The following is a 15164-nucleotide window of genomic DNA, read 5'->3' on the forward strand; positions in this document are numbered from 1 at the left end:
CCCACCTCCGACGGCAATGCGGCCGGTCAGCTGCCGTTCACTCGCTTGGGGCGCTTAATGACCGCTTGTCACCTCAGGCTATAACCATATTCGACCCCTAAGAGACATTCGTCATCTCAGCGGGTGAGCGGCCGGTTTCTAAATGGAGGTGTCGTCCAGGGCGGCGCCTGACAACCCATCGGAGAAATCCGGGTTCCGACGTAGCGGTGGGGTTCAGTGCCCGTCGCCCGGCTGCAGTGGTGTGAAGCGCGCGTGCTCGGTCTTGTCGCCGACCGTCACGGCGACGATGGCCTTCATCGCCGGGTCGGACGCGTAGCGCCCGCTGCCGGCGAGGCGGTTGTCGCCGTCGGCCTTGAGCGGCACGACGACCTTCTCCTTCGCGCTCAGCAAGGTCGCTGAACCGCTCAGGCCGGAGGATGCCACCTTGTTCCCATCGTGATCGAAGACGTAGAGCGCGACCGGGTTGTCCTTCGCATCGGCACTGTCCTTGCGAACCACAAGTTCGAGCTGATAGCTCCCGGTCGCCTGGACTTGCCCTCCGTTTGCGGGTTTCATCGCGCTGTGCGGGGCATCGCCGTGTGCAAGCGCGTTGCCGGCAGCAAAGGACAGCGCCAGCAGGCCGGTCAGCAGGGTACGGTTGAGCATTATCGCAATCTCCTGGAGTCGTTCAAAAGTCAGAAACTGTCCGCCGTATGTTCGGCAAGCAGTCGGTTGAGGGCGCGTTCGCCGAAGAGGTAAAACATCACCGGCGTCAGCAAGGTGTCGAGCAGCGTCGAGGACACCAACCCGCCGAAGATCACGACCGCGACCGGGTGCAGGATCTCCTTGCCCGGCGCGTCGGCCGCGAGCAGCAGCGGCACCAGCGCGAAGGCCGCGACCAGCGCCGTCATCAGCACCGGCGTCAGGCGCTCCAGTGAGCCACGCACGATCATCGCGCGGCCGAACGTCTCGCCCTCGAAGGCGCACAGGTTGATGTAGTGGCTGATCTTCAGGATGCCGTTGCGCGTCGCGATGCCGGTGAGCGTGATAAAGCCCACCAGCGCCGCGACCGACAGCGGCTGGCCGGAGAGCCATAGCGCCACGACGCTGCCGACGAGTGCGAGCGGGATGTTGCCCATGATGATCGCAACCAGCACGAAGGCGCGATAACGGCTGTAAAGCACGAGGAAGATCATCGCGAGCGACACCACGGCGAGCAGCCCAATCAGCTTCGACGCCTCCTCCTGCGCCTGGAACTGGCCTTCGAGCGCCGTGAAGTAGCCTTCCGGCAGCGGTTTCGCCGCCAGCTCGGTGCGGATCGCCGTCACCACCGCGCTCAGATCCGCGCCGCCCGCGGCGTTGGCCGAAATGACGATGCGGCGCCGCGTGTTCTCGCGCCCGATCTGGTTCGGCCCGTCGCCGTCCTCGATATGCGCGAGCTTCGACAGCGGAATGCGGCCCGCCGGCGTCTCGATCAGCAGGCCGGCGAGCCCCTGCGGTCCGCGCACGGCGTCGGGCAGGCGCAGCACGAGATCGAAGCGACGGTTGCCTTCGATGATCTGCGTGACCTTGTCGCCACCAACGAGCCGTTCGAGGTTCTCCAGCAAGGCGCCGGGATTCACGCCGTAGCGTGCCGCGGCATCGTAGTCGAGGTGGATCTTGAGCTGCGGGATCAGCACCTGCTTCTCGATCTGCAAGTCGGCGATGCCCGGAATCTTCTCAAGCCGCGCCTTCACGTCGGCGGCCAAACCGCGCAGCGTATCAAGATCGTCGCCGTAGATCTTCAGCGCGATCTGCGCACGCACGCCGGAGAGCAGATGGTCGAGGCGATGCGAGATCGGCTGGCCGATGCTGTTCGCGGCCGGCAGCACGGCCAGGCGATTACGGATGTCGGTGACGACTTCGTCGCGGCTGCGTTCGGACGGCTTCAGATCGACCTCGATCTCGGAGGAATGCACCCCTTCGGCGTGCTCGTCCAACTCGGCGCGCCCGGTGCGCCGCCCGACCTGGCGCACCTCCGGAACTTGCGCGATCAGCTCCTCGGCCTGCTGGCCGATGCGATTCGACTCGGAAAGCGAGGTGCCGGGGTTCGTCAGCACACTGACGGTGAGCGTGCCCTCGTTGAAGGGCGGCAGGAAGGCGCGCGGGAAGAAAGGCACGGTCGCGAGCGCGGCGATCACGATCACCGCAGCGCCGGCGAGGAGCGGCCTGGCGCGGTCGAAGGACCAGCCGAGGAGCCGCGTGTCCCAGGCCTTGAGCCGCGCGACGAGCGGGCTGTCGCCGTGGTCGAGATGTTTGATGCGCGGCAGCAGGTAGTAGCACATCACCGGCGTCAGCGCGACCGACACCAGCATGCTGGCGAGGATCGACACGATGTAGGCGACGCCGAGCGGCGTGAAGAGGCGGCCTTCGATCCCCGGCAGCGCGAAGAGCGGCACGAAGACGAGCACGATGATCACGGTCGCGTAGACGATCGCCGAACGCACTTCGAGCGTGGCCGCGCCGATCACCTGCGCGACCGGCAAGGGCTCGGCTGACGCGCGGTTGAGCCGCAGCCGCCGCAGCACGTTCTCGACGCCGACCACTGCGTCGTCGACGAGCTCGCCGATCGCGATTGCAAGGCCGCCCAGCGTCATCGTGTTGATCGACAGCCCGAAGTACTTGAAGACGAGCGCCGTGACGAGCAGCGACACGGGAATCGCCGTCAGCGAGATGAAGGTCGTACGAACGTTAAGCAGGAACGCGAAGAGGATCAGCGCGACGAAGATCGCGCCGTCGCGCAGCGCCTCCTGCACGTTATCGACCGAGGCCTTGATGAACTCCGCCTGCTTGAACAGGAATTGCGGCTTCTCGACGCCGCGCGGCAGGTTGCGCGCCAGATCCTCGACCGCCTTCTCCACGTCGCGCGTGAGCTGCACCGAGTCGGCCGACGGCTGCTTCTGTACCGAGAGGATCACCGCCGGCTTCGCGCCGTAGCTCGCATCGCCGCGCTTCAGGCCGGCGGCGAAGCGCATGTCGGCAATCTGTCGCAGCAGGATGGGCTGGCCATTGCGGCTCGCCACCGCGAGGTTCTGCAGGTCTTCGATGCGCGTCGTGCGGCCGATCTGGCGGATCAGGTATTCGCGCGACTGCTGTTCGAGGAAGCCTCCGGCCGTGTTCGCGCCGAAGCCCTTCAGCGCCGCTTCGAGTTCCTCGCTGGTGATACCGAGCGCCTGCATGCGGGCGGGGTCGGGCTCGACGCGGTACTGCTTGACCTCGCCACCGATCGGAATCACCTGCGCGACGCCGGGCAGCGTCAGCAGCCGCGGGCGCATCACCCAGTCCGCATACTCGCGCGCCGCCATCGGATCGACCTTCGCGGGGTCGGCGGGAATCGCGATCAGCAAGATCTCGCCCATGATCGACGAAATCGGCCCCATCTGCGGCACGACGCCCGCCGGCATCTGCTCGCGCACCAGGTTCAGGCGCTCGGCGATCTGCTGGCGGTTGAGGTAGATGTCCGTGCCCCATTCGAACTCGACGAACACGATCGACAGCCCGATGCCGGACACCGAGCGGACCCGTGTCACGCCCGGCATGCCGTTCATCGCCGACTCCAGCGGGAAGGTCACGAGCTGCTCGACCTCCTCCGGCGCCATGCCGCCCGCCTCGGTCATCAGCGTCACGGTCGGCTTGTTGAGGTCGGGAAAAACGTCGACCGGCATCTTCTGCAGCGTCAGCCCACCGTAGATCACGAGCAGCAGCGACACGCCGAGCACCAGCAGACGCTGGCGCAGGCTGGTGTTGATGATCCATTCGAACATCGCGGCCCGGCCCTCAGCGCACCAGCGCGAGCGAGGCCGCGCCTTTCACGACGACGCGCTCGGCCGCCGCGAGACCTGCGGTGACCGCGACGGTGGCCGCATCGACCGGCACCGTCGTGACCTTGCGCGGCACGAAACGCTCGGCGTCCGCATGGACCCACACGACCGGCTCGCCGGCCGCATTGCGTGTCACCGCCTCCACGGGCACCGCGACCCCCGATCGCTTCGCCGCGGCCTTTGCGAGCACCTTGAGCGGCTGACCAACGGCCACGGTGGGTGTCTCCTTGCTGGCGCGCACCCGGAAAAGCACCGGCAGCGCCCCCTCGCGCAGCGTCGCACCGCGGCCGAGATAGTCGAGATGCAGCACGCCAGCGGGCAGCGCCGCGGTGGCCTCGCCGAGCCCGGCAGCCGTGTCGGCATCGTAGGCCAGCGCCTCGACGGCGAGGCGGCGCGGATCGACGACCTCGAAGAGCGTGTCGCGCGCCTCGACGACTTCGCCGAGCGTGACATGGGCACTCGCCACGACGCCGGCGACCGGCGCGACAAGCGCCTCACGGCCGCTCAGACCTTTCGCCACCGCCGCCTTGCGTGCCGCAAAAGCCCCGGCCTCGACGCGCGCCGCCTCGATCTCGCGCGCCGGCACCACGCCTTCGAGCTGTTCAAGGCGGGCGAGACGCTTCACGGCGATTGCATGCTGGGCATCGAGTTCGGCGACCTGGGCGAGCTGGCTGCCGCGCTCGACGCTGCTCATGACCGGCTGCAGGTAAGCCAGGACGTCGCCCTTCCGCACGGCTTGCCCGAGCACCGCCAGCCCGCGTGGACCGGCCTCGACGCGTCCCGCCTGCGTCGCCTGCACCTTCCCGCCGGCGCCGGGATCGGCGACCACTTTTCCGTTGAACTCGATCACTTCGGCGTGCTCGCCGAGCGCTGCCGCAACGGTACGGATGCCGAGCTGACGCTGTGAAGCCTTCGGCACGAACACGCTGCCATCGGCGAGGCGTGACGGCGCGCTCGGGTCCGCTGCCGCCGGCGCAGCCTTCGTCTCCTCGTGGCTGTGGTCCTCACCGCCGTGGGCCAATGCGAAGGTGCCGTGGGCCGAGCTCAGGATCGCGACCGCGAGGCCGGCAAATACGGTGTGTAACTTCATCAGTCAGTCCTTGTGCTCAGGCCGCGACCGGCGGCGACGGGCAACGAGCGAAATGCCGAGCAAGGCGACAACCCCGCCGACCGACCAGGGCAGCCAAGGGGGCGGCGAGCGCTTCGCCACCGGAACCGGCCCGGCGGAAGACTCGAGCGGGGCCGCGATCTGGAGCTCGGCCGCGACGAGATCGAGCAGATCACCGGCCTGCACCGTGATCGTCAGCGGATGCTTGCCGGCCGCCGGCATCGGGAAGGGCAACTGATAGGTCGCGGAACTCGTTTCGGCCGCAAGCGCCTTCACGCCGGCGCCTTCCACCTCGACCTGCGCACCGCCGACCGGCTCGTTCGTCTGGCGCCGGTCGACGTAGAGCGTGAGCTTGCCGGCATCGAGCACGCCGACGACCTCCAGATCCTCGGTCTGAGCCTCGAAGCGTGGCGCCGCACTCGTGGTCGATGCGGTGGGCGCCGGTGCGGCATGCTCGTGCCCCTCGTGCGCCCCGGCCGGCGCCGCGACCGCAAGGGATGCGGCGAGCCCAGCGACGATGGCGAAATGCTTCATGGCAATAATCCTTGTGCTTGATTCAGACGAGCGACCGCCTGCGCGAGCGCCGTCTTCTGCAGCGTCCGAGCCGATTCGGCCTCCTGCGCCTGAGCCTGCGCGCGTAGCAGCTGGGCAAGCGGCAGCTCGCCCAGGTCGAAGCCCTTGCGGGTGAGCTTGAGGTTCTCGGCCGCCGCGACATGGCGCTGCTCGGCAAGCGCCGAAGCCCTTTCGGCGTTCGCAAGAGCGGCGCGCGCTTCATTCAGCTCAGCCGCAACCGTCGCTTCGGCCACGCGCAGGTCGGCGTCTGCCTTCACGATCTCAGTGTTGGCCGCCGCGACGAGGGGGCGATTACGGGCATCGGTGCCGAAGGGAATGCGAATGCCGACGCGGACGTTGTCACGCGTGGGCGAATCGAAGTCGTCGCGCCCGCGCTGATACTGCACGGTCAGCTCCGGCGCATCACGCGATTCGGCCTGTACCGCCTGCAGCTTCGCATGGGCACGCGCGAGCGCCCGGCGGGCGGCGTCGATGCGGGGATGGATCGGCGCGGCACCGGCCTGCGAATCTGCCTCACGGCGCGGCTCATCGACGTCGACAGGCAACGCCGCGAACCCGGTCAGAAGTGCATATCGTCGTCTCGCCTGCACGGTCCGGTTCTCGGCCTCAAGTGCAGCCTGCTCACCAGCAAGTCGCTCGCCTTGCGCGAGCAGCAGATCGCTGCGTGCGAGATCGCCGGCCGACACGCGGCGCGCGACCTCGGCTTCGAGCTTGCGCGCCGTATCAGCGCGATCGACCGCAAGTTGGCGCTCGCCTTCTGCCAGCCTGACCGTCCAGATCGCCTCGCGCAATTCTCCCGCCAACTCCAGGCGCAGCGCCGCGACCTCCAGCTCGTTTTCCGCTTCCTCGGCGCTGACGAGCGCCTGCTGTGCGCCGCGTTGCCCAGGCAGCCACAGGGGGGCCGACAGCTCGACTTCGAATTCGCGCTTGCCGGCGTTATCCAGCGGGCGATCGGTGCGCTGCCCTATTGCGAGCGCGGGCGGTCCGGCGAGCAAAGCGTCCGCCTGCAGCCGCCCCGCGCGAACTTCCTCGCCCTTTGCCTCTGCAGCGAGCAAACGGGGATCGCGGGCGTAAGCGGCGTTGACCACCTCGTGCAAGGTCTGGGCGTCGGCAAGCAAGGGGGTCGCCAACAGGATCGGCAACAAAGCTTTCCGCAGTATCGCGATATACATCCATGTGCTCGGAAGGCTCTAGAGCCGCTAGTATTAGCGGCGGTAGCCGACCCTACGCTTACCTGTAGATTACATTCCCGTAAGGAAGACCAGCGCACGAGCGGAAGTGATTACAGCGCCTGCGAGATTTCCATCACCGGCTTGATCCCCGAGCCGAAGCGCGCAATGGTTTCCCTGTGGTTCTTCAATTCGCTGTAGGGCAGATAGCGGATTCCAAGCTCGGTGACACGCGAGAAGGCTGGCCGTCTAAGCTGTTGCTGGACTTCATGCCTGCGATTATCAGGAGCGACCAAAAACAGCGGGCTGCGCGAGGCAAGCTCCGTCCCGAGTGCCAAATCGAGCATCCGGACAATCCCGGAGTAGATCGACGTAGAATGCTCCACCTCGAAGGCGGCCGCCACCCGAGGTTCCTCGCGCGAGATCCAAAGGACGTCGATGAGACGGACCGAATCGAGGCCGCCGGCCAGACCTTCGGGCAGCGTTTCAAGGCATCCGTCAGCAAGTCGGCCGCCACCAAAGGGCCGCGTTCTGTCGTTCGCCGCAATCCAGACCTGATACCCGAGCGCCAATCCGAGTTCTCGCAGCCAGCCCTGGATCTCGGTATGCGTCGTGTCGCCCTCTCGTTCCTGGAGCCATTGCCGTTGCGCGGCTGTGGTCTCCTCCCGTACCCGTTGCAGATCCGCCTCCCAGGCGCGAAGCATGGCATGGTCGGGACTCGTCGGCGGTGCAGTGTAACGGCCTGACCCCACGTCGAACATCAATCCGGCGATTGCGCCGAGGTCGTTGGACAGACGGCTACGATGCTGCTCGTTCAGGCGAATCAATCCGTCGCGCAGCGAGAGATAGTGGTCCCAGCGACCCAGCTTGACCTTGCTGCCAGTCAGGGCGTTGAAGCCGTTAACGATGGCCGTGTTGAAAGGGGTCACCAGAGTCGGATGGATGAAGTAAAGCAGATTGGCGACGGCCGGTCCGAGTCCCTTGATGCACAACGCGTCGATGCGGCGGATCGCCTCAAGAATTGCCTCGGCGCTATCGCAGCAGTCGCAAGTATGGAGAAGGCGCGCGAAGGCGCGTTGGTTGTCCTCGTTCTCGTAGATGTCGGGTATCCGTAATTTGGGTTTCCACAGAAAGGCGTGATCGGCGCCTTTAAAGATCTGTCGCTGCTCAGCCACGGAACCGACCACTGTTTCGAGCGACGATCCGCGGTACGCATTACCGAAAGTACCCGCTTCGATTTCGCGCACAACCTGCGCAATTCCCCGACGGATCGATCTGAAATTCTTCAATCGCTCATCCCACAGGAACCATGTGTTGTACGTGCTGTGGGGGTCGGACTTCCAGTGATCGATCAATCGCAACAGCGCATCGTGCTGCATGACGGTAACTTCTCCTTGTATTCGTAGACGAGGAGTGGCGCCCGAGGGACGGCAAGGCCACAGGTTCCTTCTTATCGTGGGTTTCGGCCGGGCCAGCTCGGATTTGAACACCGCTGAATTTTGGCGGCAACAATTCTATATGACGAAGATGTAATGTTGCCGTCAGAGTACCGTGAGGCACAGGAAGCTAATATGACTTCGTCACAGGCACTTCAGCAATTTTCGGCCGCACGTCCCCTTTCGTTGGAGAACTGCCATGAACGCGAAGTCGCTTCTCGCTGCCGCCGTACTGTCTGCGCTGACCGCCCTGTCCTTCAGTGTCCGAGCTGTGGGTGACCCTGAATCCACAGAAAACAAGGTGCCGGCCTCTGCCGAGGTCAAGCACACGCTCGTCAAGAAGCCCGGACTCCATTCCCATCTCGACGAAAAGGTAGGGCCCGCGTCGAAAGCGTCGGAGAATGCCGGTGAGAAGCCGGCGGCCGTCCCGAACAAGTCAAAGCACAATCACCAGCGCGAGTCGAATTGAGGTAATTGCCGCCGTGGCGGCCGCATAACCACGTCTTTCCTGGGGGGGCCGGCGGTAAGGAGAGATCGAGCGGCCGAGAATACGTCAGGCGACGGATGTATCGGCTTGGCGTAATGGGAGAGCGAATCATGCTGGAACATGATCACGGCACGAAACACGACACGACGGAGAGGGTGAACTCAAGCCGCGTCCGCTGGGTGTTTGGTGGTTTTGCTGCAATCGCCGTCGTGCTCCTTGCCTTGGAGCATCGCGCGCACCTGCTCGGCTGGCTGCCTTGGATGTTCCTGCTCGCATGCCCACTGATGCATCTCTTCATGCACGGTGGCCACGGCGGTCATGACGGTCACCGCCAGAGCGAGGACGGCCGAAAAGGAGACGAATCATGAGCGACACCGCCCCGGCTTACGGTTTGTGGAGTCTGGTGATCATCAATTCGGTGGTCTTCATCGTCTTCGCTGCAAGCTTCTTCAAGCCTGGGAACGCGCGAGACTGGCGCAGCCTCGGCATGTTTTCAGCCTTCATCGTCGCGCTCTTCGCGGAGATGTACGGCTTCCCGCTCACGATCTATCTGCTGTCCGGATGGCTCGCTCAACGCTTCCCCGGAGTCGATTTTCTTGCCCATGACTCGGGGCATCTGCTGGAGGTGATGTTTGGTTGGCGCGCCAATCCGCATTTCGGTCCCTTCCATCTCCTCTCGACGCTTTTCATCGGTGGCGGTTTCTGGCTCCTCGCTGGCGCGTGGAAAATCCTCTACGCGGCCCAGCTCGAGAAGCGGCTCGCGACGACTGGCCCCTACGCGCGGGTCAGGCACCCGCAGTACATCGCATTTGTGCTGATTATGTTCGGGTTCCTGCTCCAGTGGCCGACCTTGATCACCCTCGCAATGTTCCCGATCCTGGTTTTCGCCTATGTGCGGCTTGCTCGACGTGAGGAACTGGAAGCGGCAAGGATGTTCGGAACGAAGTGGGACCAGTATGTACGGCACACACCGGCCTTCGTTCCGCGCTTCGGCAAACGTTCGGGCAGCGCAGGGGACTGAAGGGAATGCCGCCCGTAAGGGAACGCTGCGCTATCGCTCCGTGTGCCGAACAGATGAGTTCGACATGCCGAGCAGGAGGAACGTCGCCGTGAACGAAACGACACGTCCGACCGGCCATGCTCATCATCATGCGCCTCGACAAGAAGTGACGAACTACGCGTTCAGCGACCTGGTGTGCGGCATGGCGCTGGAGCCGGTCCTGCCGCAGGCTGAAGAAGGCGAGAACCTGGGGCTCCGGGACTTCCGCCGTCGCTTCTGGTGGCCACTTCCGGCAACAGTGGCGGTGACGCTGATCGCAATGCTGCATGGCCCGTCGGAAGCCTTGTTCGGAGCGTCGAAACCCTGGGTGGAGCTGCTGCTAGCGACGCCGGTAGTGCTTTGGGGCGGCTGGCCCTTCTTCGTGCGCTGGCTGCGATCGATCCTCAATAGTAGCCCCAATATGTGGACGCTCATCGGTACCGGGGTGGGCGCCGCTTATCTCCACAGTGTCGTGGCAACGGTGGCGCCCGGCATCCTCCCCGAGTCCTTCCGTATCGATGGCAGGGTCGTCGTGTATTTCGACGCGGCGGCGGTGATCATTTCGCTCACCCTGCTCGGGCAGGTGCTCGAACTGCGACCACGTTCGGAGACCGGAGCGGCGATTCGCGCACTCCTCGGCCTTGCCGCCAAGACCGCGCGGCGGATCAACGCCGACGGCACCGAGGAGGACATCCCGCTCGCACATGTTCATCCGGGCGACCGGCTGCGCGTGAGGCCGGGCGAAAAGGTTCCGGTGGATGGGACGGTACTCGCTGGCGAGAGCGCCGTCGACGAATCCATGCTGACGGGGGAGCCGATGCCCGTCACGAAGCTGTCCGGAGACCATGTGATCGGCGCGACGCTCAATACGTGCGGCGCTCTCATCATGCAGGCGGAAAAGATCGGATCGCAAACGATGCGCGCGCAAATCGTCCAGATGGTCGCGCAGGCGCAACGTTCACGCGCGCCCATGCTACGGAGCACATGCAAACCATGCGCGAGAACATGACGCTTGGTGACTAGATGGCAACGGGCGAAATGGACTGCCCGATGATGGGCGGCGGGGGAGATCCTGGGACCATGATGAAGGGAAGGCAGCAGATGGAGCACCGCATGGACATGATGGAGCACAAACTCGGCACCACGGGCAAACGGCCCGCGCAGTCCAAATGAGCTCGGACCTCCCCGACGAGCCTCTGGCGGGGTTCGTCGAGGCTCTGGCGGACGCCCTCGACCTGCGCGAGCGCGAGACAGGCTTGCACTCCCGTCGCGTTGCTTGCCACACCTTGGTGCTCGCGCGTCGCTTTACTCAAAGTGTGACGGATCTGCGCCAGATCTATTGGGGAGCGCTCCTGCACGACATCGGCAAGATCGGGGTGCCGGATCGCATCCTGCTCAAGGAGGGCCCCCTCGATGCAGCTGAGTGGGAACAGATCCGCCGTCACCCGGAAGATGGCTTTCATCTAGTGAGTCGCCTTCCCGGTATGGCGGTCGCTGCCGAAATCGTGCTTTCCCATGAGGAGCGGTTCGACGGCCGCGGCTATCCTCGGGGCCTTCGCGGAGCGGCGATTCCTTTCGCCGCGCGGCTTTTCGCGGTGATCGACACGCTAGACGCCATGACCTCCGACCGGTCGTACCGGCGGGGCGAGAGCTTCGATGCCGCTCGCAACGAAATCTTGCGTATGGGCGGCAGTCAGTTCGACCCCGTCGCTGTCGAAGCGTTTGCGGCCGAAGAGGCAGTCCTGCGGCGAATGGTGGAAGCTAAATGTCTCGATGGGCCAGGTTTCACCGGCTCGGCCCGTTGATGCCGTATGGCCCCTTCGCAGGAGCCATACCACGGGGCGGCCGGATGATTCAGTTGCCGCGATAGAGTTGGGCGGGTGCCGCGACGCGCCAGACCTCATTGCCCTTCATCTGAATCTTGGTGCCGTCCCTGGCTTCCATCACGTGCCCATTAGACATCAGGAAGGGGCGGCCAAACTTGTCTTCCATTCCCATTTTCCCGTCTCGGAAGACGTGGACAGTGGTTCCGTCTTTCAGCTCGACTGAGCGTTCCGGCGCGGAGCTATTTGCGGCAAAGGCGGAAAGCGCGAAACTGGAAACGAGAGCGATTGTGGCGATCTTGAGCATGATGTTCTCCTTACAGTAGTTCTTGGATGCTGACCATCGTTGTTGAATGGCCATGAGTACATCTTAGGAGAACGTCAATGACATAAACATGACTCGCCGATTACATGTAGTTCATTGCGGAGCAAGGGTTCTGTATGCTTTCGGCTCGATCGCCCGGCGCACAGTCAGCTTTCGATTAGGATAATTTGCCTCTGAACGGCAAGTAATGGGCGTGTTGCTGACAGCGAGGGACTACGGGTGACCGACGGGAATGGCCGAGGTACTTCCGTGGATCATCCGTCCGGTTGTTGAGTGCGGCTGTCTGTCAAATGAGAGGTTTGGCGATCAAACGAGCGGCCGGTTGTGGCCGTTTGTGCCGGTTCGGTCGTGTCGCTCCAAAGGCGCCGTTGCTACGGCGGCTGTGACGACGAGCAGCAGCTTCCCCTTCGTGAATGCGCTGTTCACAGTGCCGATGTCGATGTGGTGGGTGAAACTGTCGGCAGATCGCGCTACGGCCCCGGCGCAGCGTCGATCGAGCGCTACGACCGGCAGGACCGAAGGCCCGCCGAACGATCGGAACGGTCTCCTCATCGGCGCTGACCTGCGTCGCCGCCCGCACGACGCCCTCGCCAGCAATCCCGCGGCTACCGTCAGCCGGAACCCGCCCCGACCCCTCACCCGAAAGGCACCACCCCGAACAACGCTCCATGCAGGTGGCGCGCAAACACAAACCACACTCCCGCCCCGCCCCCCACCGCCACCGCATCCCAACCCAGCGCTCCTTCGCCCCGCACCACCCGCTGCGCCCCGTCGCGCCGGCGCGCGGCGACGAAGCTCGCGATCGCCCACACCAGGAAGCAGCCGAACAGCAGCAGGTCGGCGAGCGCGCCGTTGGCGAGCAGGTGCGCAAGCGCCCACAACTGCACGCCGAGCACCATCGGGTGGCCGAGCTTCGCCCGCAGTCGCGTGCCGGGCACGTAGGCGGCGGCGATCAGGATGAACGCGGGCAGCGTCAGCACCGTGGCAAGGTGCTGCGTCCACGGCGCCGGCGCCCACAGCACGAGGGGGTCGAGCCGCAGCGCGCCGTAGCCCCACACGATCAGTCCGAGGCCGATCGCGGAGGCGAGCGAGTAGGCCAGCTTCCATTTCGCCAGGCCGTAGTGGGCGATGTACTGGGCACGGTTGTCCTCGGCGAAGATGCGCGCCGAATGGGTGCTGAAGAACAGCAGCAGTCCGAGGATCAGGGCGGTCATGCGGGGTTCTCCGGGCGGGTTGTGAGGGGCGCGTCGGCGCCGGGCGCGGCGGACGCAGACGGCGCCACTTCGCAGACGACCGCGTCGCCGATGCGCAGCACTCCGCCAATAAGGACGCGCGCGGCGACGCCGCCATGGCCGCGCATCGCGTTGTAGCCGCCGGGGCCGAGCGCCTCCTCCATGCGCGAGCAGGGCTCGCAGACGCCGGTGAGCTCGAGCACGACCTCGGCGCCGATGCGCAGCACCAGCGGCTGGTCACAGAACAGCGTGCGCGCGGCAAGCAGGTTGAGGCCGGAGACCACCAGGTTGCGCCGCAGCAGCGCCGGATCGACCTCGTCGCGGCCCGCCAGCGCCGCGACCGCCGCCAGATGCTCGGCCTGGATCAGGCTCAGCTGGCGCTTGCCGCTGCCGCGGCCGGAGGCGGCGCGGTGGTCCCCGGCGAGTCCGCGGCCGGCCAGCGCGCGTGCCTCGCTCACCGGCTGCGCCGCGGCCCGTTGCGCCGGGCGCAACAGGATCGCCTCGAGCCGGCCGGCTCGGGCGAAGCGGCGTGTCAGCGTGCGCAGGTCAACAAGCTCGGCGGCAGGCTCGGCAGTGGAACGGGCAGGCGGCATGGCGGTCAGTGCGGATGAAACACGGCGGATGCATCATCCTACCGCGCCTGCCGTCCCCTGCCCCCAGCGCACGCCATGATTCCAATCCACGCACTGCTCGCCCGCATCCGCTGGGACCCCGCCTTCGGCCGCGGCGAGTTCGTCATCGGCTATTACGACCGCGTCGCCCGGCGCATCGTCCACGTGCCGCTGCGCCGGCTGGCGTTCGCGGACCACGACCACTTCGCCTGCACCCTCGTCGATGACGAAGGCGAGGCCCGCCAACTGCCTCTGCACCGCATCCGCGAAGTGCTCAAGGACGGCCGTCTGATCTGGCAGCGCGACGGCAAGGCCGCACCGGACGCCTGCGGGTCCCACTGATGCTTGCCGCGGAGGGATGTCGGCCGCTGTATGTGTCCGGCCTCCTGTACCGTAACCGGCGCGACGACTTCGGTGCCCCGCTGGAAGTCCAGTTGCGCTCACGCTGGGACGGCTGCATCGACTTCTTCACGCAGGCGGCAATGAGCGCTTGCGACGAGTCGATGGCGCTTGCCGCGCAACAGGCCGCCCTGCGTGACGACAGGAACCGGCGCGTTGCGGACCGGCGTGCCGACTCGGCGAGCCGCAAGCTCGTCGCCGCTCTCATCGGTACGCCCGTCTTCATCGTCAACCAGGTGAAGCGCCTCCTCGGCGTGTCCTTTCCCGCCGCCAACAATGCCGTCGCCGATTTCGTCGCCCACGAAGCGATCGCGGTGCTCGATCAGGCGCCGGAACAGGACCGTCGGCCATCATTGAAACTGTGAACGGGCCCCTGTTTGCTCAGGCCGCAGGGGCTCCTCGCCGAAACGCGGACAGCACACAGATGAATCAGTGCTCGACGTGCGATGGCTACCGGCGATGCGATGATCGCGACGCAATGCAGGTGCTCAGTGTTGTCCGCCACCGCGATGATTGCAGATTCGCGAATCCAGTGCGGAACCGTTTAAAGAAAAGCGGGCCCGCTCATCGGCGGGCCCGCTTTTGTAGATCGTTCTACAACCACTTTGGATACTGCGATTCGCCAACTACTTGAATATATGGGCGACATACCGGGATCGAACCGGTGACACCTGGAGCCACAAGACTGGGCCCCAAGCCTATAAATCAAAGATTTGCGTCACTTTTCTTTCAAAACAAGGTCTCGCCAAACCCAGTAACGGCGCGGAACTACGGCGGAGTTTTGAAAGTCATTGGGCGCAAATTGGTTGATCCCGATGTCCTGATCGAAGTGGCAGTCACCGTCGGGTGCCCCCAAGTCATCACCGCTCGGCTCGACCGGCGGGAGCAGCCGCACGGCCGCATCCTCGGCATGATTAGTTGGGTCCTCGATGACACTGTGACGGGAACATCAGTCCCACCACTTGTTTGGCAGGCGCTACGCTCACTCTTCGGCCTTGGCTTCGAAAGCGACCTCGAAATGACGCTCGCTTTTAAGCCTTCCAGTCGGCGGCCCCACGTCGGATTGAAGTTCAGCAAAGGTAATTGCTGACATCACGACATCACCCACACTGCACTAAGCAAG

At 65.2% G+C, this 15164-nt stretch carries 15 protein-coding genes and 1 pseudogene; 7 read left to right on the forward strand and 9 right to left on the reverse strand.

The genetic code is table 11. The features are described 5' to 3' along the window. Nucleotides 1-213 precede the first annotated feature (213 nt). From ToN1_RS01440 to ToN1_RS01465, 6 genes are all read right to left on the reverse strand, one after another. Nucleotides 214-645 (reverse strand): hypothetical protein, encoded by a 432-nt coding sequence (locus tag ToN1_RS01440; RefSeq protein ID WP_169207245.1) that lies wholly within the window; start codon nucleotides 643-645, stop codon nucleotides 214-216. A gap of 29 nt (nucleotides 646-674) precedes the next feature. Then, nucleotides 675-3782: an efflux RND transporter permease subunit gene (locus ToN1_RS01445; RefSeq protein WP_169207244.1), complete on the reverse strand. Its 3108-nt coding sequence runs from the start codon at nucleotides 3780-3782 to the stop codon at nucleotides 675-677. 13 nt (nucleotides 3783-3795) lie between these two features. Then, on the reverse strand, nucleotides 3796-4929 hold the full coding sequence (locus tag ToN1_RS01450) for an efflux RND transporter periplasmic adaptor subunit (RefSeq protein ID WP_169207243.1): 1134 nt from the start codon (nucleotides 4927-4929) through the stop codon (nucleotides 3796-3798). A gap of 3 nt (nucleotides 4930-4932) precedes the next feature. After that, nucleotides 4933-5481 (reverse strand): hypothetical protein, encoded by a 549-nt coding sequence (locus tag ToN1_RS01455; RefSeq protein WP_169207242.1) that lies wholly within the window; start codon nucleotides 5479-5481, stop codon nucleotides 4933-4935. Next, nucleotides 5478-6662: a TolC family protein gene (locus ToN1_RS01460; protein ID WP_169207241.1), complete on the reverse strand. Its 1185-nt coding sequence runs from the start codon at nucleotides 6660-6662 to the stop codon at nucleotides 5478-5480. Before ToN1_RS01460 ends, ToN1_RS01455 begins: the two co-directional genes overlap by 4 nt. A gap of 140 nt (nucleotides 6663-6802) precedes the next feature. Continuing rightward, nucleotides 6803-8068 (reverse strand): type II restriction endonuclease, encoded by a 1266-nt coding sequence (locus ToN1_RS01465; protein ID WP_169207240.1) that lies wholly within the window; start codon nucleotides 8066-8068, stop codon nucleotides 6803-6805. A 256-nt stretch (nucleotides 8069-8324) separates the two neighbouring features. Here ToN1_RS01465 and ToN1_RS01470 point away from each other — a divergent pair, with 256 nt between their 5' ends. From ToN1_RS01470 to ToN1_RS01490, 5 genes and pseudogenes are all read left to right on the forward strand, one after another. Next, nucleotides 8325-8594: a hypothetical protein gene (locus tag ToN1_RS01470; protein WP_169207239.1), complete on the forward strand. Its 270-nt coding sequence runs from the start codon at nucleotides 8325-8327 to the stop codon at nucleotides 8592-8594. Nucleotides 8595-8722: 128 nt separating this feature from the next. Beyond that, nucleotides 8723-8980, forward strand: a complete 258-nt coding sequence (locus ToN1_RS01475; protein ID WP_169207238.1) for a DUF2933 domain-containing protein — start codon at nucleotides 8723-8725, stop codon at nucleotides 8978-8980. Then, a complete protein-coding gene (locus tag ToN1_RS01480) occupies nucleotides 8977-9633 on the forward strand; it encodes a methyltransferase family protein (RefSeq protein WP_169207237.1) in 657 nt (218 codons plus the stop codon). The genes ToN1_RS01475 and ToN1_RS01480 overlap by 4 nt, the downstream gene beginning before the upstream one ends. Before the next feature lie 181 nt (nucleotides 9634-9814). Then, nucleotides 9815-10630 (forward strand): annotated as a pseudogene (locus tag ToN1_RS01485) (P-type ATPase actuator domain-containing protein); the annotation flags it as partial. A 190-nt stretch (nucleotides 10631-10820) separates the two neighbouring features. After that, nucleotides 10821-11456, forward strand: coding sequence for an HD-GYP domain-containing protein (locus tag ToN1_RS01490; protein ID WP_169207236.1), 636 nt, complete (start codon nucleotides 10821-10823; stop codon nucleotides 11454-11456). A 49-nt stretch (nucleotides 11457-11505) separates the two neighbouring features. Here the strand turns inward: ToN1_RS01490 and ToN1_RS01495 are convergent, their stop codons facing one another. The 3 genes from ToN1_RS01495 to ToN1_RS01505 form a co-directional block, all read right to left on the reverse strand. Beyond that, on the reverse strand, nucleotides 11506-11781 hold the full coding sequence (locus ToN1_RS01495; RefSeq protein WP_169207235.1) for a CopK family periplasmic copper-binding protein: 276 nt from the start codon (nucleotides 11779-11781) through the stop codon (nucleotides 11506-11508). A gap of 653 nt (nucleotides 11782-12434) precedes the next feature. After that, complete coding sequence (locus ToN1_RS01500; RefSeq protein WP_210147965.1) at nucleotides 12435-13013, reverse strand: NnrU family protein; 579 nt, start codon at nucleotides 13011-13013, stop codon at nucleotides 12435-12437. Then, nucleotides 13010-13624 carry an MOSC domain-containing protein gene (locus ToN1_RS01505; protein ID WP_169208732.1) on the reverse strand — a complete coding sequence of 205 codons (615 nt, stop codon included), beginning with the start codon at nucleotides 13622-13624 and terminating at the stop codon, nucleotides 13010-13012. Before ToN1_RS01505 ends, ToN1_RS01500 begins: the two co-directional genes overlap by 4 nt. 75 nt (nucleotides 13625-13699) lie before the next feature. On the opposite strand from ToN1_RS01505, the gene ToN1_RS01510 reads away from it, so the two are divergent. Then, nucleotides 13700-13984: a DUF504 domain-containing protein gene (locus ToN1_RS01510; protein WP_169208731.1), complete on the forward strand. Its 285-nt coding sequence runs from the start codon at nucleotides 13700-13702 to the stop codon at nucleotides 13982-13984. Then, nucleotides 13984-14406, forward strand: a complete 423-nt coding sequence (locus ToN1_RS01515) for a hypothetical protein (RefSeq protein WP_210147966.1) — start codon at nucleotides 13984-13986, stop codon at nucleotides 14404-14406. Before ToN1_RS01510 ends, ToN1_RS01515 begins: the two co-directional genes overlap by 1 nt. Nucleotides 14407-15164 lie beyond the last annotated feature (758 nt).

It is taken from the genome of Aromatoleum petrolei (assembly GCF_017894385.1).
GTDB lineage: Bacteria > Pseudomonadota > Gammaproteobacteria > Burkholderiales > Rhodocyclaceae > Aromatoleum > Aromatoleum petrolei.